Origin of the sequence: Catenovulum agarivorans DS-2 (assembly GCF_000568405.1) — a bacterium.
GTDB lineage: Bacteria > Pseudomonadota > Gammaproteobacteria > Enterobacterales > Alteromonadaceae > Catenovulum > Catenovulum agarivorans_A.
The window spans coordinates 1-21,488 of record NZ_ARZY01000006.1 but is presented as its reverse complement, the minus strand read 5'-3'; the positions used below and the strand labels follow the sequence as shown (position 1 = coordinate 21,488).

At 39.5% G+C, this 21,488-nt stretch carries 17 protein-coding genes; 4 read left to right on the top strand and 13 right to left on the bottom strand.

From position 1 onward, the window contains the following. Complete coding sequence (gene prsT, locus DS2_RS04730) at positions 1-2,742, top strand: XrtA/PEP-CTERM system TPR-repeat protein PrsT (protein ID WP_035013511.1); 2,742 nt, start codon at positions 1-3, stop codon at positions 2,740-2,742. 19 nt (positions 2,743-2,761) lie between these two features. Here prsT (DS2_RS04730) and prsT (DS2_RS04725) read toward each other — a convergent pair whose 3' ends face one another. From prsT (DS2_RS04725) to DS2_RS04690, 8 genes are all read right to left on the bottom strand, one after another. After that, entirely contained in the window at positions 2,762-5,500 is a 2,739-nt protein-coding gene (prsT, locus tag DS2_RS04725; protein WP_081754189.1) for an XrtA/PEP-CTERM system TPR-repeat protein PrsT, read from the bottom strand. 130 nt (positions 5,501-5,630) lie between these two features. Next, positions 5,631-6,617 carry a PEP-CTERM sorting domain-containing protein gene (locus DS2_RS04720; RefSeq protein ID WP_035013509.1) on the bottom strand — a complete coding sequence of 329 codons (987 nt, stop codon included), beginning with the start codon at positions 6,615-6,617 and terminating at the stop codon, positions 5,631-5,633. 166 nt (positions 6,618-6,783) lie between these two features. Next, positions 6,784-7,875, bottom strand: a complete 1,092-nt coding sequence (locus tag DS2_RS04715; protein WP_035013508.1) for a hypothetical protein — start codon at positions 7,873-7,875, stop codon at positions 6,784-6,786. Positions 7,876-7,882: 7 nt separating this feature from the next. Continuing rightward, positions 7,883-8,737, bottom strand: coding sequence for a ThiF family adenylyltransferase (locus DS2_RS04710; protein ID WP_035013507.1), 855 nt, complete (start codon positions 8,735-8,737; stop codon positions 7,883-7,885). Positions 8,738-8,749: 12 nt separating this feature from the next. Beyond that, positions 8,750-9,580, bottom strand: coding sequence for a PEP-CTERM/exosortase system-associated acyltransferase (locus DS2_RS04705; protein WP_035013506.1), 831 nt, complete (start codon positions 9,578-9,580; stop codon positions 8,750-8,752). A gap of 152 nt (positions 9,581-9,732) precedes the next feature. Further along, positions 9,733-10,464 carry a hypothetical protein gene (locus DS2_RS04700; protein WP_035013505.1) on the bottom strand — a complete coding sequence of 244 codons (732 nt, stop codon included), beginning with the start codon at positions 10,462-10,464 and terminating at the stop codon, positions 9,733-9,735. Positions 10,465-10,648: 184 nt separating this feature from the next. Then, complete coding sequence (locus tag DS2_RS04695; protein WP_035013628.1) at positions 10,649-11,491, bottom strand: patatin-like phospholipase family protein; 843 nt, start codon at positions 11,489-11,491, stop codon at positions 10,649-10,651. An 11-nt stretch (positions 11,492-11,502) separates the two neighbouring features. Then, positions 11,503-12,291 carry a YdcF family protein gene (locus DS2_RS04690; RefSeq protein WP_035013504.1) on the bottom strand — a complete coding sequence of 263 codons (789 nt, stop codon included), beginning with the start codon at positions 12,289-12,291 and terminating at the stop codon, positions 11,503-11,505. Positions 12,292-12,329: 38 nt separating this feature from the next. Between DS2_RS04690 and DS2_RS04685 the strand changes: the two genes are divergently transcribed. Further along, a complete protein-coding gene (locus DS2_RS04685) occupies positions 12,330-13,082 on the top strand; it encodes a S1 family peptidase (RefSeq protein ID WP_035013503.1) in 753 nt (250 codons plus the stop codon). 27 nt (positions 13,083-13,109) lie between these two features. Here the strand turns inward: DS2_RS04685 and DS2_RS04680 are convergent, their stop codons facing one another. The 4 genes from DS2_RS04680 to DS2_RS04665 form a co-directional block, all read right to left on the bottom strand. Continuing rightward, complete coding sequence (locus tag DS2_RS04680; RefSeq protein WP_051479626.1) at positions 13,110-14,225, bottom strand: nucleotidyltransferase family protein; 1,116 nt, start codon at positions 14,223-14,225, stop codon at positions 13,110-13,112. Further along, on the bottom strand, positions 14,222-15,079 hold the full coding sequence (locus DS2_RS04675) for an HprK-related kinase A (RefSeq protein WP_081754188.1): 858 nt from the start codon (positions 15,077-15,079) through the stop codon (positions 14,222-14,224). The genes DS2_RS04680 and DS2_RS04675 overlap by 4 nt, the downstream gene beginning before the upstream one ends. Continuing rightward, on the bottom strand, positions 15,080-15,277 hold the full coding sequence (locus DS2_RS04670; RefSeq protein ID WP_035013502.1) for a hypothetical protein: 198 nt from the start codon (positions 15,275-15,277) through the stop codon (positions 15,080-15,082). Positions 15,278-15,367: 90 nt separating this feature from the next. Then, on the bottom strand, positions 15,368-16,288 hold the full coding sequence (locus DS2_RS04665; protein WP_035013500.1) for a hypothetical protein: 921 nt from the start codon (positions 16,286-16,288) through the stop codon (positions 15,368-15,370). Between the two features lie 419 nt (positions 16,289-16,707). Between DS2_RS04665 and prsK the strand changes: the two genes are divergently transcribed. Both prsK and prsR read left to right on the top strand, forming a co-directional pair. Then, positions 16,708-18,735 (top strand): XrtA/PEP-CTERM system histidine kinase PrsK, encoded by a 2,028-nt coding sequence (gene prsK / locus DS2_RS04660; protein ID WP_051479625.1) that lies wholly within the window; start codon positions 16,708-16,710, stop codon positions 18,733-18,735. A gap of 19 nt (positions 18,736-18,754) precedes the next feature. Then, positions 18,755-20,119 carry a PEP-CTERM-box response regulator transcription factor gene (gene prsR, locus DS2_RS04655; protein WP_035013499.1) on the top strand — a complete coding sequence of 455 codons (1,365 nt, stop codon included), beginning with the start codon at positions 18,755-18,757 and terminating at the stop codon, positions 20,117-20,119. Between the two features lie 42 nt (positions 20,120-20,161). On the opposite strand, the gene DS2_RS04650 is transcribed toward prsR, so the two are convergent. Then, positions 20,162-21,364: an XrtA/PEP-CTERM system-associated ATPase gene (locus DS2_RS04650; RefSeq protein ID WP_035013498.1), complete on the bottom strand. Its 1,203-nt coding sequence runs from the start codon at positions 21,362-21,364 to the stop codon at positions 20,162-20,164. Between the last annotated feature and the right edge of the window lie 124 nt (positions 21,365-21,488).

Genomic DNA, 21,488 nt, shown 5'->3' with positions numbered 1-21,488 from the left:
ATGAAATTCAATAAATTTGTCCCTGCAATTATCTCTGCTGTACTATTGACTGGCTGCTTTGAAAAGTCTGCCAACGAGCATTATCAACAGGCACAGGCACATTTGGCGGCTCAGAATGATGACACTGCCATTATAGAATTTAAAAATGCAGTTTCTAAAGCACCAGAAAACGCCCAATATCGATACGCTTTAGGCGAAGCTTATTTTTACACTGGCGCATTTGCCCAAGCAGAAAAAGAATTAAAAAAAGCACTTGAGCTAGGTTATAACCGAACCGAAGCCTCTAACTATTTAGTACAACTTAGCTATTACAACTATAATTTTGCTAATGTTATTAAAAGCTTTAGTGACGCCCCAACACCAACCAATCGTTACTTTTCAGCGATTATCGACCTTCAAGAAAACAAATCTAACGCAGCGATAGAGAAGTTTTCCGAATTATCTAAATCGCCAACAGAATGGCAAAGATTATCCAAAGCCTATATAGCATTATCAAACCAAGACTATAATAGGGCCTTGCATTTGGTAAACGAAGAGCTTCAAGCACATCCAAACAAGCTTGCCGCGCTAGCGCTAAAACCACAAATATTACTATTGCAGCAAGCCAACCTAAAGGCGGCTGATGCTATGGCAATCTTGAGTCAACAATACTCACAACACCTGCCGTTCAAGATGCAATCAGCAGCAGCTTATATCAACGCACAGCAAATAGATAAAGCTGAAAAAATCACTAAAAAATTATTCTCCCAATACAATTCGCACCCCTATATTAATTTTTTACACAGTCAGGTAAGCATTGCTAATAAAGACTTTATCAACGCAAAACAACTGTCAGAATATGCAATTCAAAACCGCATTGATAACTCTACAGCTAGGCTTATTGCAGGCTATAGTAATTATCAGCTAGGAAAATACGAACAAGCCTACGAGCATTTAAAAGCCTTGGATGGCCAGCTTGCCCCAGACCATTTTGCCAACAAACTGCTAGTAGATTTGCAGTTAAGATTAGGTTATCAAACTGAAGCATTAGCGACGTTAGAGACGTTAACAACTAGCGAGCAAGCAGATAGTCAGTTGCTAAGCACCGCAAGCTTGCATATGTTGCGTACAGGCAATAGAGCCGAAGCAGAATCCTTGTTAGCATCGGCTATGGAAGTCTCAGACAACACCAGTGACGAACTCACTCGTCAAGGTATTTTAATGTTGCAGATGGAGAATTTTGAGCAAGGCACGGCCACATTAGAAAAAGCACTATCATTAACGCCTGAGCTTGAAGTAGCCGAGAGGGGATTAGCGTCTGCCTACTTGGCACAAGATAAACTAGAGAAAGCACAAGGTATTGCGCTTAGATGGCAACAAAGTGATACTCCTGAACAAAAAGCGCAAGGCTGGTTGTTACAAAGCGCCATAAACCAGCAAGCAAACAAACCTGAGCTTGCAAAAAAAGCGCTCGAGCGCGTACTAGAAATTGATAAAAATAATATCGCTGCACTTTTCCAGCTTGGTGTAGTAGCCCACAAAGCCGATGAGTTTGCTCAAGCCTACGATAACTACACTAGAGTGGTACAGCACAATGATCAACATTTAGGCGCGCTACAAGCTTTGCTAACGTTAAGCAAACAGCAGCAATACCAACGCAAAGTTACAGATTTTTTGCGCCAACAATACGACAAAGATAATTCAAGTGCTCTCATCGCTATCCATTACGCGTACGCTCACGCATTGCAAAGCAAATTCGATGAGTCGGTAGCAATCCTAGAAAGAACCCGACGTATAAATTTATCAGATAATCAGCAACTAGCGGTAATTGATGGTGTTTTAGGCGATGTCTATTTGAAATCCAATAAAACAGATAAAGCTATTTTTTATTATAAGTCGTCACTTGAAAGTGCAGCCAATCGACAAATAGAACAAAAATTGCTAAAGGTTTATGAATTAAATGGAGACTTCCAGCAAGCATTGAGTTTTGTTAATGATAAAATAGCGAGTGATCCTAATATCCTAGGTTTTCAACTATTAAAAGTGTATTACCAGTCTGTGTTAGGCTTGATTGTAGATAAACCTATATTAGAAAAACTGCATTCAGAAACTAACATTAATTCGAACTGGTTATATCACAAAACACTTGGAAACATAGCTTTGCAAAGTAAAGAATTTGCCAAAGCAAGTGAGCACTTTTCCAATTCTTTTGAATTATTCCCTTCTGAAAGCAATTTGTTTGCTTTAGTACAGGCTACAGCTGCTAGTGGCCAACACCAAGACGTTATTAAGCGCCTAGACAAGTCCAAATGGTTAAAAAACAGCCAACCATTAAACCTTGCGCTAGCAAATGCTTACTTGGCAACTAACCAACATAAGCAAGCTTACGATACTTACTTATACATTAATGAAAAGTTTAACCCAAATTATCTAGTGCTAAATAACTTAGCCTATCTAGCGCTTCAACAGGGTGATAGTAGCCATGCACTAGAGCTCGCTCAAAAGGCCTATGAGTTGGCCCCAAATAACCCAGGTGTGATAGATACGCTAGCTAGCGCCCTATCCGCCAACGGTAAAAAAATGCAGGCGCTTGAGTATTTTGATAAAGCTTTAGAAGCAGCCCCAGACAGTGCTGAAATAAAAATAAACAAAGCCGAAGCACTGATGGATTTAAAGTTTAGAGATGAAGCCAGAGAACTGTTGAATAGTCTAATTAATCTAACACCACAGCAGCAACACAAGGTCAATCAGCTACTTAACTAGCTGATTGACAGGTTAAACGTTAGATGGCGTTAATTTTAGCTATTCTTGCGTTCAATTTTGATAATTCGCTTGGGTCTAACTTTGCCTTTAGCGGTTCCAACGAGTCGATATACTGGGCAGCTAATGACTTTTGGCCGACTTTAGCTAAACTCTCAATATAATTGAGCATAACCTCTAAGCTACCAGCGTTTAGTTTAAACGCAGTTTCGTAAGCCTTGTGAGCTTTATCAAATTGCTCCTGAGCTTTGTATACACTGCCGAGGGTATCAAAACCAGCTGCCATCTCAGGATGGTGTTTGGTTACTCGTAAAGCTAAAGTCTCTGCTTGTTGAAGCTTACCTTTAGCTAAATGCAAATTAGCCAAATTATTGAGTGCCAATGGATTATTCGGTTGCTGCTGCAACACTGACTCAAACAACTTGGAAGCATCATTGAGCGAGTTTTGGCTGGAGAGGTAGTTAGCTAAATATGATTTGCTGACGACGTCTTGTTCATTCGCTTGAATATGCTTTTTCAGAAAGTCAACAGCATCGCTATTCTGTTTTGCCCCAATATAAGCCTTAGCAACTCGAATTGCATGTTGCGCTCTAGAATCAGTATTATAATAAGCCGTTAACGGCGCTACGGCTTTGTTGTATTGCTCAGTATAAAGCCATATACGCCCCTGCAGAGCTTGTACCAATTCATTGCTTGGCATATTTAAGTCGGTTAAAACTTGCTGCGCTTTCGATAGCTGCCTTACTTCAACCAAATATCTTGCTTTCATTAACTTTAGGCGCAAGTCGTTTGGAAAATAGTCAAGCGCAGTTTCGGTTTCACGTAACGCTCGATTAAAATCATTCGTTAGTTCAATGGTAGAAATTAAACTTAACCTTGCGACTAAGTTATTAGGGGCAAGGGTCGACCACTGTTTATATGCGTATTCTGCAGCAGATAAGTTGTTTTGATTAATATAAGCATTGGCAAGTAGGTGCCAATACAAATCAGGCAAATTTAATTGTTTTTCAACTGGTTTTAATAAAGAAATAACCTCAGGGTACTTACCTTCACTTGATAAGGCCTTACCATACGCTAACCTATAAGCCAATGACTCATTGCTTAATTCAAACGCTTTACGATATGCATTTAAACCTTTCGCAGCATTTCCTTGCTGCTTTTGGTAGATCATGTTGAGTGACAAGCCTCTTATATGAGTCGGGTGCTCATCAAGCAATTGCTTTAAGTATTTACCAACACTATCAAAGTCATTGTTTTGTGCACTTTGTCCAATAAAATACAACAAAGCCGCTGCATTGCTTGGCTCAACTTCAATCGCTTTAGAGAAAGCTTGATCAACCTTGTCAATCTCACCCATGCGCTCGTAGATAACGGCCGTGTAATTATGCCCCTCTGCTTTAGACGGATATTGCTCAATCAATTTATTGGCTAAATCAATTGCTTTATCAAACTCACCTTTATCTAAATACCGAATTAATAACAAGCGTTTCGCTATTTCTATATCAGAATCGAGTGCAAATACTTTTTCAAGTTCATCCACCCCACCATTGCCATCTTGGTCTAGCGTCAGTTTCAATGCACCGATACGTGCCAACGTTTGTGGGTTGTCGATAGATTTGCCTTCGACCTTTTTCAGCAGAGACTGCAGACCTTCAGTTTGCTGCTTGCTATGTAATTGATACCCTAGAGCCGCGACTAAATCAGGGTCTACTTCTGTATCGCTTTCCAGCACGTTGATCAAGGCTTCATCTGTGTAACCCAAAGATATTTGCAACGCTGCCAATAAACGCTTCAGATCATGCCCTTCTGGTATATCGTCGGCCACGGGCTGCAAGTGATTGTAGGCTTGTTCTAAATTGTTTAATCGAAATGAACTTACGCCCGCAATAATACGGGCGATTTTATTTTCAAAGCCTGCTTGTAGCGCCCGCTCTGCAGAAAGTTTAGCGGATTCAAATTCTTGCGCTTCAAAATCAACAATTGCATTTAAATAGTTTAGATAGGCATGATGTTTAGCAAATTTAAGCAATTCTTTAATGTTTGGGCTAGCAGCCTTATAGTTACCACTTTTTACCTGCGCATCAGCTAAAAATAACTTTAATTGAATAAAACTAGGTGATTGGTTGACCAAATCTTGGTAAACACTAACTGCTTTTTTATACTCACCGCTTATAGCCAACGAACGCGCATATATTTGTTGAACATACCTGTGCTCAGGGTAAGCGAGCGCGACTTCCGATAGATGTGCTAACGAATTTTGTTGCTGATTAAAGATTTTGACAAACTCGCTAGACAATTTATAAATTGCCCCGTCACCAGCTTGGCGTGACACTTGTGTAAACAACTCAACTGCCTTGCTTTCTAAACCTTGGTTTAAGTGGTAGGCAGCCAAATAAAACTTTGCATCGTCGTTCTTATCACTGTATTTATCTAAGCTGCCACTATCTTCTAAGTATAACCATACCTCAGCAAGTACAGGTAAGACTTGGCTCTCTTTGGCGCCTAACTCAATTGCTTTGGTAAGTTCTTTTTCTGCGGCACTAAATAAACCTTGCCGAGCATAAACTGAACCGAGTAAAACACGAGCTTCCGATTGATTTGGATCTTGTTGAATTGCGTTTTTAAGGGAAATAACAGCAGCTTGCTCTTGCTCTTTACTTAATTGCTGCTGAGCTTGTTCTAAATTAGATTGGTAGCTTTGTTGACCACACCCGGCCATCAATGCGGAGCCAAGTAGTATTGCTAAGTACTTTTTATTCATATCCCTTCTCTGTTCTGTATTTTTATTGTAGTTACCAGTATATATGCTACTGCACTTTTTTACAGCCGCACAAACGCAAAAAGGTAGCCGAAGCTACCTTTTTTAAACATTAAATTAACTAATATAGCGATTAAGCTTGGCGGCGACGCATTGCACCAGCTAAACCTAATAGACCCATACCAAATACAGCTAAAGAAGCAGGCTCTGGTACAACAAATTCAAGACCACCGCCATCGCCTTGAGCTTCAACAATCATATAAACTCCATCTTGGTCAGCGCCAGCCCCAGTGATTTGCTCCGGAGTAGCATTACCCACACCTAATAACTCAAGCGTACCAACAACTAGTTCATTTACATCATCCCATTCTACCAAAGGATTACCGCCAGCATCTTTATAAACAGAAGAAACTAGAGTTTCATTATTTTCTACAAAATCTTCGTTAATAGCCAAATCAAGCGCGAATTTAGAGGATTGACGTGTGCCAGTACCTGGAGTAGATACACTATCAGCACCACCACCTACAACGTCGAATTGACCGATAACAGTCGTTGAGCCATCTTCCATATATACCCCACTACCAGGAAACAATTCGTTCATGTTGTAAGCACTTAGAGTTGCCAAACCTGTTTGGAATATGATTTCAAATGACGTAAATTTATACGCTAATTCATTAAAATCAGTTACACCATCGGCATCACTATCAGTTGGATCAAGAGGACCAGATAATCCAGCAGTACTTGCGGCGGCAGATAAACTGGCGAAATCAGTGTTTACATTCTGTACAACACCTTGGATATCTACAGAAATATTAATGCGAGGGTAATCAGGAGTACCACTTATTGGTGAGCTAACTGTAGTTGACATATTTGAACCATCAATATATGAAGCAGTATCATACACAACAGTTTCTTTAAACACATCACCATCACTAAAAACACCATCGGTACCTAAATAGATGTATACATCAGTTAAATCACTACCGCCATTAGGAGCAGTGAGTTTGAAGCCTTGAGTCTCTACTGCCGTTCCATTTTGATCAGGGTCAAAATATACAACGCCTGCGTTTGCAGATGCACTACCTAATGCTATTAAAGCTGCTAAAGTTAATTTTTTCATCGCTATCTCTCCATTAAGAATTCTGTACGTATTCGACAAGTTTTTTTCGAATCTACAAACAACAATGCTAAGTGCGTGCCAACTACTTTAACTTATTGTTTTTATTAAAATTCACCCAATAACACTCTTTAACAACAACGTTGAGTGTAAAAAAAAATGACAGTATTTATAGCAATAATTCTGTAAGTGGTTTGCGCACAGATCTTGAGGTTGGTAATTCGCTGCGTCCAACTCTTCCCATATATACAGAGCGCTGCACCTTGTCTTCGCCAATCAGTTGCTTGAACACTTGATCCATTTTGTCAGCATTTTGATTCGTGTAAGGATTTTCACTGAACTCAACACCATTACGAATATACTCCGAAAAAATAACTGGGGTTTGCTCTGGTTGAAAACCTAAATTGAGCTGAGCAGCAGTTAGCCAAAACCGATAAACAGCTCTGCCGGCGTTATGATAGTCCCATTGTGATTTTGCAGTTTTATCGCCCACAATGACGAAGTGCGCTGAACATTTGATTGAGGTGCGGTAGTCCATTAGTAACCTTGGCAATACAGTGCCAGCAAGGTATTTTTCTAGAAAATGAAAACGCGACCAGCTTTTTAACGACCACTTTGTCAATGCTATATTGATAGCATCGAGCCCCAGCGCTAACGGCGGTATAAGATCTGGGCTATACCGCCGACATTCAGGCCGCCAATCGATTATTTTAGAGTGTACCTCATACCCCTCTTTCATCGAGTACCGAGTATCAGCATTGCCGTACATAAATTTAGCAACTTGCTGCTTAACTCGATCACCTTCTAACCATATTACCTCAAATCCATTGGGTAAGGATTGCTCAAACGCTTTTTTCTCCGCACTGCTAAGCGGGGTTGTGCCCATTGGTTTTCTTTGAACGCAACGACGAATAATTTGTGAATATAATGGGTCTTGCGCAATACCAGGCCGCTCGCTTAATTCTACACCAATGCGAATTTCCTGAGGCAATTCGCAATCAATATGTTGAAAAACTGCTTCATAACCTTCATGTGCAGCAGATAAATCAATCGCTTCGAGCAAACAACCGACAGCTAACCAGCTTGCGTGCCCCTCTAAATCGTATACAACATGATCAGAAGTATCTTTACCGTGAATAACAAATGTGTGCTCGCCGGTTATTTCAAAGCGCCAACACTGAACGTTGTCACCACTAGGTGCCCAGCGTGCGGAATCTAAGACTTTGGTTAATAAAGGGGAAATTGTGACTGAAGGTTTCATAATATCTCTACTTGAGTACCAGCTTTTTAGCTATTTGAAACTTAATGCGCTGTAACAGACCATTATTACCAAAGGGCAGATAGGTCTTTTTAACAACATTTTTGTATGCATCAAATTGAATGCCCCAAGGTGCAGCAAGAATTGGCCCTCGGTTTAAAAGAATTTTAAGCACATAAGTGCCAGCTGCACCACCACACATTTTTACCGCCATTGGTGTAGACGGGCCTTTGCGTGCGGCAAAATCTGCTGCGGTTTTATCCACTAGATAGGAATTTTGTGCCAGAGAAGGCGCTAAGCCAATCAAAAACTTAATATATTGCTCTTCTTCGTTTTTACAGTTTTCAAAACGAAAGTATTCTTCATAATTCATTTTGCCTGGCATAAAACACAACAAAGCAGTACCCATACCTAACGGAGCCGCTGTAACTAACGGGATCTTTTTTTCATAACATTTTCGGTAAACTAGCTTTCTAGCCTGCAATGCAAAAAAGTCTAAGCTGTCCACGTATATGTCAACGTCTGCTAGAAACTCATCCACATTGCTTTCATTTATACCTTCAGGGAATGATTTAATCTCAAGTTCTGGATTGATATCACTTGCAATTTCTTCCATCACTTCTACTTTAGGTCGATTGATAGTCGACATAAAAGCGCCCGCTTGACGGTTAAAGTTGTGCACCTCGTATTCATCAAAATCTGAAATATTAAACTTGCCAATGCCTAACCGCGCAAGCGTAACAATGTGCTCACTGCCAACCCCACCAGCACCAGCGGTTGCAACCCGTTTTCCCCGTAAAACCTGCTGCTCTTCTTTGGTAACCCAACCAATGTTACGCGAAAAAGCGCTGTTATAATCAAACATTAGGATCTCCTTCTAGATTTCGCGACCTAAACCTTGGCGTTTTAGTTCTTTTTCAATATTTTTCATCAACATTTTGTAACCAGGTGATAAAGTCTTCAACAGTACTCTGGGGTCAATATGAAAAGGCGCACGTTTACCATGATATTCAACAACAGGACCAATTTGGGTAAAAGGAATACCAACAAAACGTAAACTCCTAGCTAACCTAGGTTCCATCATGACGTATATGTGGTCAATGCCTTTGGCAATCGTGATGTTGGCTGCACACAAATACAAACCAATCGCAATAAATGGGAAACAGCGCAACTCCATCTCAGAATATGATTGCTCATTGATAACACCTGTCGCTGCACCATCGTACTTATCGACGTTACGGCGTCTAAACTCAGCTGGTACAGCCAATCTAGATGCTTCACAAATCGAAGTACGCTCTTGATTGGCTGGATGCATTTCATGAGAGTCAACTGCGTCTGGGCAATAGGCTTCCAATGGCAATTTTTGCTGCTCGTTTTCTGAGGTAACTATACGCACTGTACCTGCAATTGCATTGGTTGATTTGTGCTTAATCACCACATGAATTGAGTGTTCATCAAAGTGGTCTTTCTCAAGTTTAAGGTCATTTTCTTCTAGAAAGTGCAATTCATGACAATAGACGTTGTAGCGCACTTTATATGATTCTTGTTGCAACTCGTCTGTGATAGCGAGTTGCGGCTGCAAAAATTGGCTAAAGTGATGGGCTATGCTTTTGGCTGTTTTGTTAGCGGCATAACCCAAAATGAATTTGAAGATGCCGCCTATGATGGGCTTTTTGGACAGCGAGGACAGTGTTTTTTGTAGGTTCATAACCAGCCTAATTAATCTGTTAGCTATTTAATTATTCTTATTCCGTAAAGCGAGCTTATAAAAGTAACTCGCTATTTAGATCAGAAGCTTTTGTTAGATTAAATATAGCCTGTTTTTACTTCAAGTGTAAGCCTAGTGGCAACTATAGCTGTTTATCTCTGGCGTTTCTTAGTTTTGAACATCAAAACAAAAGCTGCAAGCATAAATGCAATATAAGATGTTCCAGGTTCAGGAACCTCGACTATATTGAAAGAAAGCAATGCGTTTCCAGTAAAATCAACAGTTTGGCCGTCAACTTCCGCACCTTGAATTAAGCTAAATTCAACCTCACGCCCTGAAAACCCGAATGGGTCTAAAGCGCTATTAACGTTATTTACTAAGCCTGTATAAAGTAAATCATCACCATCGCCATAGTTAGTGACTTGCGACGAGATGTTAAGCTGAAAGAGTTCAGTATCAATTAACAAGTCGCCGAATGAGCATGGATCAAACAAACTAAACTCACAGTACCAATTGCTTTTCAAGCTAATGCTGACGCCATCACCGATTTGTGGGTTGCTAAAATCGGCTTGTAAAAACCAATCTTTAGTTCCCCCGTCAGGGTCAGATGAAACAAAAAGAGTCTCTCCTTTCTGCTGAGAAACACCATAATCAGACGGGTCTGCTACACCATCAAACTGAGATACCTGCGAAACTCCCGATATATCACCGTTGAATTCGAATACTTCGACATTATTTAAATTTTGCAGGTGAATTGGAGAAGTGCCATTGCCCTCGTAAGGTGTACCTGTCCAGTCGATACTGATAGGTGTAGCCATTAATGGAGCACATGCTAACGCACCACCCAAAACAATAGCTTTCACCGCTGAAACAAAACTATTCATAAATCACCTACTTAATAAATTCATTACATCGGGCTAGTATTGCCCTTTCTCCAACCCAATGCAAATAATGCACCACAAAACAAAAAACCTTTTAAAACAGAAGCATAAAAACACTAAACTACTAGCTTCTATTTAATTATTTTAATAATGTAAAAAATGCTGACTAAATACAAGTTTAACTTGGCTAATTTGCGACTGGTTGCACAAGCTTTTTAGGTATAATCGATAATGCTGTTAAATAACCTGCTTTGTACAGCTCTTCTTTTTGTTCATTTGATATTGTAAAATCGACTGGCGATATATTGCCAGTATCAACAATAATCGTACTATGCCAGTGGTTTGCTTGCACATATTCTCTGGATACAGCCGTCATAAAAGTGCGTACTAACATCAGCACATAACGCTTTAGTGGGAATATACTGTGCTTCTGTTGTTGTTTTTTGACAGGTTTGCTTTTTAAGCGAAAACAAATTGTAGGCGTGCCATCTCCAGCCCAATCGTTAAACAAAGCATCTTCCGATAAAATTGCGCCATCGGTTAAAATATATTCTTCAAATTTTTGAAATGAAAACACCAACGGAATAGACATTGAAAAACGCACGGCTTTGGATACTTTTAACTCAGGGGTGTTTCTACGATTGAAGACCACAGGACCGCCGCCATTCACATCTGTCGCAAGTATATTTAAATCATGCGGCAGGTCAGCAAAGGTTTTACCGCTTAATTGTTTATCCATCCACTTTTCAAACTTATCTCCTGAGCTTAATCCACCATCTTTTAGTAAACGAATTAGGCTGTAGCCTCGAAATTTTCTAAAATCAGTTTCAAGTGCAAGCGCTTTTATATCCTCAATCGACATACCTGAGCAATACAATGAAGCAATAATGCTACCACCGGAAACGCCAACTAAACACGAGAAAGAAATTTTCAGCTCTTTAAGTGCCTGTAAAATACCAATATGCGCAGCAAGCCGCGTACCGCCTCCTGAAAATACTGGAACAATTTTAATACTATTTTGCGCTTCCATTGTAATCTCGTTTAACTGCTGGCAAACATTTGTTTTATGGATTCCCATGAATTCCCCAAATATTCATACCAAGCGCGTTGACTTGTATATAACGCGTTTGCTTGTGGTAAAAACAACTGCCAATGCCAGTGCACTTTATCTTTTGTTAAATATTCGGTAGGAACCGGAGTAAAATCAAGTTTTTGCTGAGCAAATATTTTATTAATTCGCTTAAAATGACTCGCTGAACTGACAATCAAATTATTTTTACCACGCATATGTTTCGCTAATGCGTTTGCTTCATCTACTGTATCACGGTTGCCAACCGACAATGTTATTCGCTGTGGCGGTAGCCCTAAGCGAATTAAGTAGTTCGCTAGATATTCTGGGTGACTGTATGTTCTGTCATCTCCTTTATCCCAACCAGACAATATAACGGCAGCTTGTGGATAAACTTTACTTAAACGATAAGCTTCTACAATGCGATATAACGAGCATTCATGTATATTAGCTATTTGCGGTAATGCTTTATCTTCGGTACTGTAGCAACCTAACACCACAATGTTATCTGCTACTGGCATTTTTGAGGCGTCGAATTTTTTTACACTAAACTCTATTGGTTTTATCAAAACGTGGGAAAAAATAGGTAATGAAGACAAGAATAAAATAAATAAGCCACTACCGATAAATGACTTTGCCCATAATACCTTTACGCTTTGCTTGAATAAAAATACGTATCCGATAACAATCAAGATTAACGATAACGGAAGCGGTGATAACACCAAACCAATAATTTTTTTGAGGGCGAATAAAAAGTCCATCTTACCTAACTGTGACGTCAATTAAGGAAATAATCACTATGGTTAAACAATGTACCTGTTACGCGTTATTTATACTAGGATTTTTATCATTTAATGCCCTTAGCCAGCCATTAGTACAAACAATTAAGAGCATTAAACCTTCGATTGTAGCGATTGGTGTTTATAGCCCGACCAGCTCGCCGCGAGCACAAGTGCGCGGTACTGGTTTTGCCATTGGAGATGGCAGATTAGTTGCAACTAATCACCATGTTATCCCTGAAATAATTTCTGGAGATAAAAGCTCGATTGTGGTTTTTATTGGTACAGGAAAAACACCTAAGTTAGATTTTGCCAAGCTGGTAAAAACAGACAAAGAGCATGATTTAGCAATTCTCCAATTAACCACTCACAAACTGCCGCCACTCAACTTTGTTGAAGGAGACAACCTTGTTGAAGAGGGTCACGAAATTGCTTTTACAGGCTACCCAATTGGCAGCGTGCTAGGTTTATACCCAGTCACCCACAGAGGGATAATTAGTGCTGTAACCCCAGTAGCAGTACCAGCAGCAACAAGTACACAACTCAATATTGCGAGGTTAAAGCGTTTAAAAGCGCCATGGATGACTTACCAATTAGACGCAACTGCTTACCCTGGCAATAGTGGAAGCCCGTTATATCTGCAATCAACAGGTGAAGTTATCGGGGTTATCAACAAGGTTTTGGTTAAACAAAGCAAAGAAAACGTGCTATCCGCCCCTAGCGCGATTACTTACGCTATACCCGTTAAATATTTACGGGCGCTGTTGGAATAGCCCCGTGCATTAAACCTAACGGGGGTGTTAAGAGTTTGATTTTTCAAAAAATGCTTTACCTAGCAAAGACTCGACAGCAGAACGGTAAACTTTATACGCAGTATGATAAAGTAAGATTTTGATTGGCATTTTTTTAAGGTGAGCGCGGGTAATGATAACAAGCTCAGCAAAGTTAGCTGATGCCCTTTTAACCAGATAGTGTTTTGGTGACAAGGCAAGTGCATAGAACCTATCTAACAGCTTGATCTCCGATTGATTCATGTTTTGCATATTAGCTAACTTGGTTAGGTATTCCGTCGATATGGAGGTTTTAAAAAAGTGCCTACAATATCTACAAGCTAAAAACAGCTCATTTTCAAATCCGGATTTGTGAGCTAAATCTAATAAATCTTCCCAAAACGCTTGCTTGCTAAATTCAGTCATCATCAAATGTAAGTCATTTAGATCACGAAATGCATGTTTTAAGTCATCATTTAACATTAAGTGGATAATTGCATGTAAAGTCATTGCGGCCGGCCGTAATATATGAAAGCCATCTGTCTCAATCGCACCTTCTAAAAACAGTTCAACTTTAGGTGCTCGTCCTGATACAGGCAAATATAGATTGTGATGAAGGTCGATAACAGTGCCCCGCCCCGAATGCTTCATTGGTGGTACTTCATGCGCCCACTCTCTATAATACGCCTCATCGTATTTGGACAATGGTTCGGATAACCAACCATGAAGTTTAAGCGACGTCTCAGTTTGTGCTAGCACATCTTTAGTCACCAGCAAATCAATATCAGAGAAAGTTCTCCCTTTCGAAACAGGCAAACTAGCCAAGCAGTATGCAGCACCTTTTAGTAAATAAAGTTTTTCACATGTATTTTTTGCAATATGAAGGATTTCTGCACACTCGAACCGAACAGATGATACTTGACGCTGCGCAACCAACTTTGCATTCGCCAAATGCTTAGTCGCATAACTCGGTAATTGGGTGATAACGCCTGATTCTTCAAGTTGGCAAGCAAATCGAGCGAGAACACTTTCTGAACGGAAGATCCTAATAACATCAACCCAATCACTATCACTCAAATCTAACGCGTTCTGACTGTCGGCTAACAAGTCAAATAATTGTTGTGAAGAAATCTTATGTTTGCTCAAAGCAGGTCCTGCTCAATAAAATCTTTAACTTCATTTACATCACTGTAGAGTATTTCAAATTGCTCAGTATTTTCAATCAAGTGCGTCAATGTGTTGAAGCCTCTCTCTCCCTGCAGCGACAAGTTAATTACATTTTCAGCTAACTGCATAAACCCTTGATTTTTATCAAGCTTATATATTTCCATTTTTTTGTTTGGGGTATATTTAGGAAAAATGATCGCCTTTGCTTTAGCAACCCGGTCACGTTGTTGCCAACTGGACGCTGGCGGGGATAGATGAGCAACGTCACCTTTTGCTGTTGCTGATGCTATTGACGAAAATTTACCATCTGGAAACCACTTTTTTGCAATATCAATTGAATTATTTTTTAAGCACACCGGTTTGATAAGTGGCTGGATATAGCTTGTTTCAGGCAACATCAGAGCCATTTCATCAGAAAGTAAACGCCAGCCAGGCAACCCCATTAAATAGGTGGTTAACGTACTTTTTCCAGAACCAGGTGGGGCTGGGAAAATAACAGCCTTGTCGTTGTTTGCAACAACACCTGAATGAATCGTTAAAAATTCTTGTGCATAATTCGATACCACATAATTTAACCCCCATTCAAACGAAGCATAAGCATGATTTTCGGGAACAGGCTTAAAGTGAGATTTGCTATCTTGTTCAAATAACACTTGCTTACGAACAAATCGGCGAATGCCACCGCCATACTTTAATGAAACAAAGTAGTCTGGAGGTACAGTGTTATCTTCAAGAACATATGATGGGTACAGATGATTTATATTTCGCTCAGCCAACTTGACAGAGCAATCAATATAGATTTTTACTGCACCAAAATCGATTAATGACTTCAATTAGCTAACCTTAACTGCTTGTAAAAAACCTTGTTTTATCAGGTCATTAATTAACGATTCCGGTACATCTTTATTTTGTGGCACTAACTGCTCGATCGAATATCGAATACCAATAACAGCTCCGTTAGTGGGATTAAATAAAACGACACCACTTCCATCTGAAAACTCATTAAACAGGATATGCTGCTTTAAAAACAAGAATCACACGCCACTAAAACGAAAAGTAATAAAAAAACTCACCTATTTCACATAATAGGTGAGCAAAATAGCTTTATCAGTTGACAACAACTAACTGCATGAATCACCAAAGTTGTCTACACCATATTCGGCAAATATTGCACCAAGCTGGCTCTTTGTTTGGGTATCTTTTATGCTTGTAATCAAATTATTGACGTCTGTATAAGTCGCTGGATATCGCAATATAGGATAAAAAATATTATGTTCTCCCTGCCACGCTCTAGGGTCTGAGCTCCCTCTGAATTCATAATCCAATACAGCGTTTAAATATATTGTAGCCATAAGGACAGTTGTTTCATCGCAAGTATTGTTTGCAAAGCCACCTGCTTCATAGCTCGGATTTTTTAGTTCTGTTATACCAGAGTAGCCTTTATACCACCCGTTATACCCTGTTGAATTTATTGTTGAATCACCTGTGATATAACCATCGGTTGAATGATAGAAAAACCCTCTTTTAGCTGGATTGCTATGATAGGGGTTACCTGCCTTGATAACATATTCTTGGACAGTCCAACCTGAACCACCCGCAGCTGCTTCTACAGCAGCGTAATATCCAATAGGATGAGTCGAGACCCGAGTAGTTACTGTATAGTCAATTTTAATTTGCTTTTGGGATGTACCATTTACAACTAAAAAAACAACGTTACTAATATCCTTATTCAGAGTCACTGGATCAATTGGACAACAATAACAATCTAAAATCTCAGAGAATTTTTTATTAGGTCCTTCGTTAAACGTCTCATAAAAGTTCAAATCATAAGACCCTAAACCAAGTGATGGGTCTTCTAATACATTTTTAATTGAACACGGCCTCAATAATCTAATGTCGCGGTGATAAGTGAAATCCGAACCGTGTCCTGAAGCCACAATTGAATTCAACATCCCGTTTGCCGCCCAAACAGACTTAGCTGGAATAGACCCAACAACAGCGGCAGCTGATGTACGTGCTAAAAATTGTCTTCTGCCTTTCACGCCAAGAACTCCTAAATTAATTTAAATGGTACTTAACGAGTCGCTCAAATACCATTTACTAGTAATAGTATACCTTATCCACCAAATATGCAAAAAACAAACCAACAATTAAACACCTGATTTAAAACACCTTTTTCAAGCTCGACAAAAGCACTGTAAAGGATCCCGACACAACCAACCAGATATAAACTCGTGTTCTGTGGGTAGAAATCAAAAAAGCAATACTAACCTAACTATCTCATAACCCCTTCAGCACTCAAACAGCAAAATTAAATTCAATCAGGCTATTGTACGTCTAATGTAGCCATACCGCGCCCTTATCGAAAAACAATGTCAAAATATTCGACACTATGATTGAGCTTTGGTTTTAATTAATTAATATTGTGACCGAAGCAAATTATTTATCAAGCACTTAATTTATGGAAATTATTAACTGGCTAGGTTTTGCCACAGCCTTATTCGCTTACTTCACATTAATTCTGTTGGGTATTGTAAATAAGCAAAAATCATCTGCATATGTTTTGTTCGTCTTATTTGCCCTATGCGGATTTATTTGGTCGCTGGGGCATTTAGTAGAGCAGACAAGTGACTTATCCACATCCAGCATTATCTGGGTTGAAAGCTTACGTTTGGGTAGCACAGGGCTGTTATTGCTCAGCTTACTGAATAATGGCTGGAATTTTAACAAACTTCTATTGTCTCGTTATTCGATTATCATTTTACTTGTCACTATTTTCACCCCAACTCTAGGGCAACTTAAGCTTATTGGTGAAGCTTGGTTTTATATTGGTTACTTGTCGTTAACTGTGTTGTCACTGATTTTGCTTGAAATACTCTACCGCAAAGCAGATCGTAAGCTATGGGGGTTAAAACCACTGATTCTTGCTCTCGGCACCCTATTAATATTTGATTTTATTATTTTTGCCAATGCTAGTTTAGTTCTGCAAGTAAACCCAGATATGTGGTTAGCCAGAGGTTATTTGCACACAGCACTGGTTCCTTTGTTGCTTTGGTCAATCAAACGCTCTAAGACATTAGGCATCAAGGTATACATTTCTCGCGAAATGGTTTTTCAAAGTAGTTTACTGTTAGCAGCTGGCGTCTACCTCACCCTGATGGCACTAGCTGGCTACTATATCAAAAGTATCGAGTCGCAATGGACGGGCATGGTACAAAGCATATTTGTTGCGCTTGCTTTTACTTTATTGTTTGCCTTATTTATCTCTGAGTCTCTTAAAAAAAATCTTAAAGTATTTTTAGAAAAACATTTTTTTGCAAACCAATTCGACTACCGTGTGCAGTGGCTAAATCTAACTAACTTACTCAATTCACCACTGCAAAATCAAGACGATTATTACAACCGCGCGCTGACGGTATTTCTGTTTTCAATCGAATACGATGTCGGTGCTTTATACAAAAATAGATTAGGAAAGTTGCAAGCAGTTGCTGATAAAAACTTACAGCAACAGAATCAGCCTAACAGCTGTGAGCAAATTTTAGCTTTAGTCCTACCTTTTATTGAAAAAACGAATTGGATCGTTGATCTCAAAGACTATCAAAGTAATAGCCAACACTACCCCGGTTTATCCATTCCATATAACCTGATAGATAATAGTCCCTTTCATGTTGTGGTCCCTATTTATCATCAAGAAAAACTCTGGGGTGTTGTGTGCCTCAATCACAGCGGCGGTGAATACTTGAATTTTAACTGGGAGATAAGAGATTATATGTCAGTTGTCACCACTCAGGTCGGGCATTACCTCTTTCAGCACGAAGCGAATAAACAAATTACCGAAAATGCTCAATTTGCCGCATTTAGCCGGATGTCAGCGTTTGTTATTCACGATTTGAAAAACGTGTTAGCTCAAGTCGACATGATTTTGGCTAACGCAGAAAAACATAAACACAACCCAGAGTTTATTGACGACACTTTTGAAACATTAGGCTACAGCAAAGAAAGAATGGAAAAAATGCTCGCGCAACTTATGAATAAATCAACGGAAGAGAATAATGCATTATCCACAATTAATTTAACCGATGAAGTGGCCAAGTTAATTCAACAAAGGTGCCAAAACATTCATCCCTTGCCTAATTTAATCAGTGAAACACCAATTGAAGTGAAAGTCGATATAGAAAAACTGACAAATGTTTTATACCATCTTATCGACAATGCACAACAAGCAACAGCCAACGATGGTTATGTCAACGTCGAGTTAGTCGAGTTGGTTGATACAATTAAAATAAAGATAAAAGACACTGGCATTGGCATGTCAGCCGACTTTATAAAAAACAAACTGTTTAAACCGTTTGTGACTACAAAAGGGAATGCGGGTATGGGTATAGGCGCGTATGATGCAAAACTTTATGCTGAACAAGCCGGTGGCAGCTTGTTGGTCTCGTCTGTTGAAAACCAAGGCACCGAATTTATTTTAGAATTACCAAAATAATAAATATTAGGAAAGTTAAATGTCCAGATTACTGGTAGTAGATGACGATAAAGGCATTCAAAAACAATTAAAATGGGGCCTTTCTGATTACGAGATTGTATTTGCTGATGATAGAGCAAGTGCAATTGCCCAGCTTAGACGATACGAGCCAGAAGTTGTGACGTTAGATTTAGGTTTGCCGCCCGATCCTGCCAACGCATCGGAGGGCTTAGCCGCACTAACTGAAATACTTTCACTTGCCCCATCAACTAAAGTAATTGTATTGACTGGCAATACAGACAAAGAACATGCGTTAAAATCAATTGAACTTGGCGCGTATGATTTCTATCAAAAACCTGTCGATGTTGACACGCTAAATACCATAATTCACCGAGCGTTTAATTTAGTTGATTTAGAAAATGAGAACCGACGACTGAGTAAAGTGAGCGCGTCGATGGGCTCAATCATTGGCAATAGTCCTTCAATTTTAGCGGCAACCAAGCGTGCGGAAAAAATTGCCAAAACCGAAATCACCACGCTACTTTTAGGTGAAAGTGGCACAGGTAAAGAAGTGTTTGCACGCTCTATTCATAACCATAGTGACCGTTCCGACAAAGCATTTATCGCGATAAATTGTGCTTCAATTCCAGAAAATTTACTCGAAAGTGAGTTATTCGGTTATGAAAAAGGTGCATTTACTGGTGCAGCGAAAACCACTAAAGGTAAGATTGAAATGGCCCAAGGCGGCACACTGTTTTTAGATGAAATCGGTGATATGCCATTACCATTGCAAGCCAAAATGCTGCGTTTTTTACAAGAACGTGTGATCGAACGCGTTGGTGGTAGAGAAGAAATTTCAGTCGATATCCGCGTAATATGTGCAACACACAGAAATTTACAACAAATGTCTACGGAACAAACTTTTAGGGAAGATTTGTTTTATCGTGTCAGTGAGTTAATTATAAACATTCCGCCGCTAAGAGAGCGCGAAAACGATGTGCTCCTACTGGCAAAATCATTTATAGATAGTTACAACGAACAATACAATAAAAGCATTAAAGGTTTTAGTGACGATGCTAAACAAGCAATGTTACAGCATAAATGGCCAGGTAATATTCGAGAGTTGCAAAACAAACTCAAATCAGCTGTGGTAATGGCCGATACGCCTTTTATAACAGCGGAAGACCTCGGTCTATTTGTTAGTGGTGACAATAACAGCAGCGAGCTTAAGTCATTAAACCTTAGGGAAGTTCGTGAAATTGCCGAGTCAAACGCGATTAGACAAGCTTATAATCTCGCTGAACAAAATATGTCAAAAACCGCGGAAATGCTTGGCGTTACCCGGCCAACCTTATACTCGCTTATAGAAAAGTATCAACTGACTGATCTAAAAACCAACAGTTAGCTTTTTCCACGAGTCGTCACGAGCAAGGTTGACGACTCTTAATCAATCTTTAGCGGTAACATCTTCGTCAGTAATGTCTGAATCAGCTTTTTGGCTGCCTTCTTCCATCTCGACACTCGCCAATTGTTTAAGCTGCTTCAACTTTCGATTAATCGCATTATCAATATAACGGCTCACTTTGAGTTTATATTCAATGGAAGTTTCAAGTGTTGCGCGAATTTCTTGGATCATATTACGCAGGTGGGTAATGTCTTGGGTCACATCTGGTGGAACTTGATAGTTACCTTTAGCACTGTTACTTTGGGGTGGCGCTAAATCCTCCAGCAAGGTTTCTTTGCTGATATCCAATTCTTTTTGACTAGAGCGACTCTCTTTAACCTCATCTTTGTTATTACTAGCAGATTGAGTTGGCACAGAAGGTTGAGCTTGTTCGACTGATTCTTCAACGATTTCGTCGATTACTGTTTTTGCTTCAACTTCAGTTAAGTAATTCTTTTCTTCCAAAAATCCATATAACAAAATTCGATCACAGACTGTATTAATTCTACGCGGTATACCCGTGGTAAAATGATAGATCGCCTCTATCGCTTCATCAGAAAACAACTTCAGTTCTTTACCTGCTGCAGCATTAACCCTAAATTCTATGTACTCATGCGTTTCGATTGCATTAAGCGGCTTTAAATCGCATGATGCAACAATTCTTTGTCGGAATTGTTCCATTGACGGTAATTGCAATAAATCTCTTAATTCTGGCTGACCTAGTAAAAAGCTTTGTAATAATGGTTTACCATTTACCTGAAAGTTGGATAGCATACGCAATTCTTCGACCGACTCAAGCGGAAGATTTTGCGCTTCATCAACAATTAATAGCGCTCGTTGATTGGAATTGACTAACTGGGTTAATTCTTTTTCAATTCCTTGCAACAACTCGCCCTTGCTGCGGTTTTCTGTGACTAACCCCAATTTAGCAGCTGTCACGGTAATGAGGTCGTCAGGGTTTAATTTAGGTGTGACAATTTGAATCGCCTTGACATTTTGTTGGTCTAAATCAGATAACAAACTATTCGCAATAGTCGTTTTACCCGTACCAATTGCGCCAGTGATCACGATAAAACCTTCACCCTGACCGATACCGTACTTCAAATAAGATAGTGCTCGTGTATGCAGTTTACTTGCAAAGAAAAAAGTGGGATCTGGCGTTAGATGAAATGGCTTATCTTTTAAGCCATAAAAAGATTCGTACATGTCTGGTGTTGTCCGTTTTGCACATCAAATTAGCTTGGGCAAAAGTTTACATGCTTTTAAACAAACTTTCAGCAGCTCGTTTAATATAAATCGATAAACGAAAAAAGGCCTACTGATAACAGTA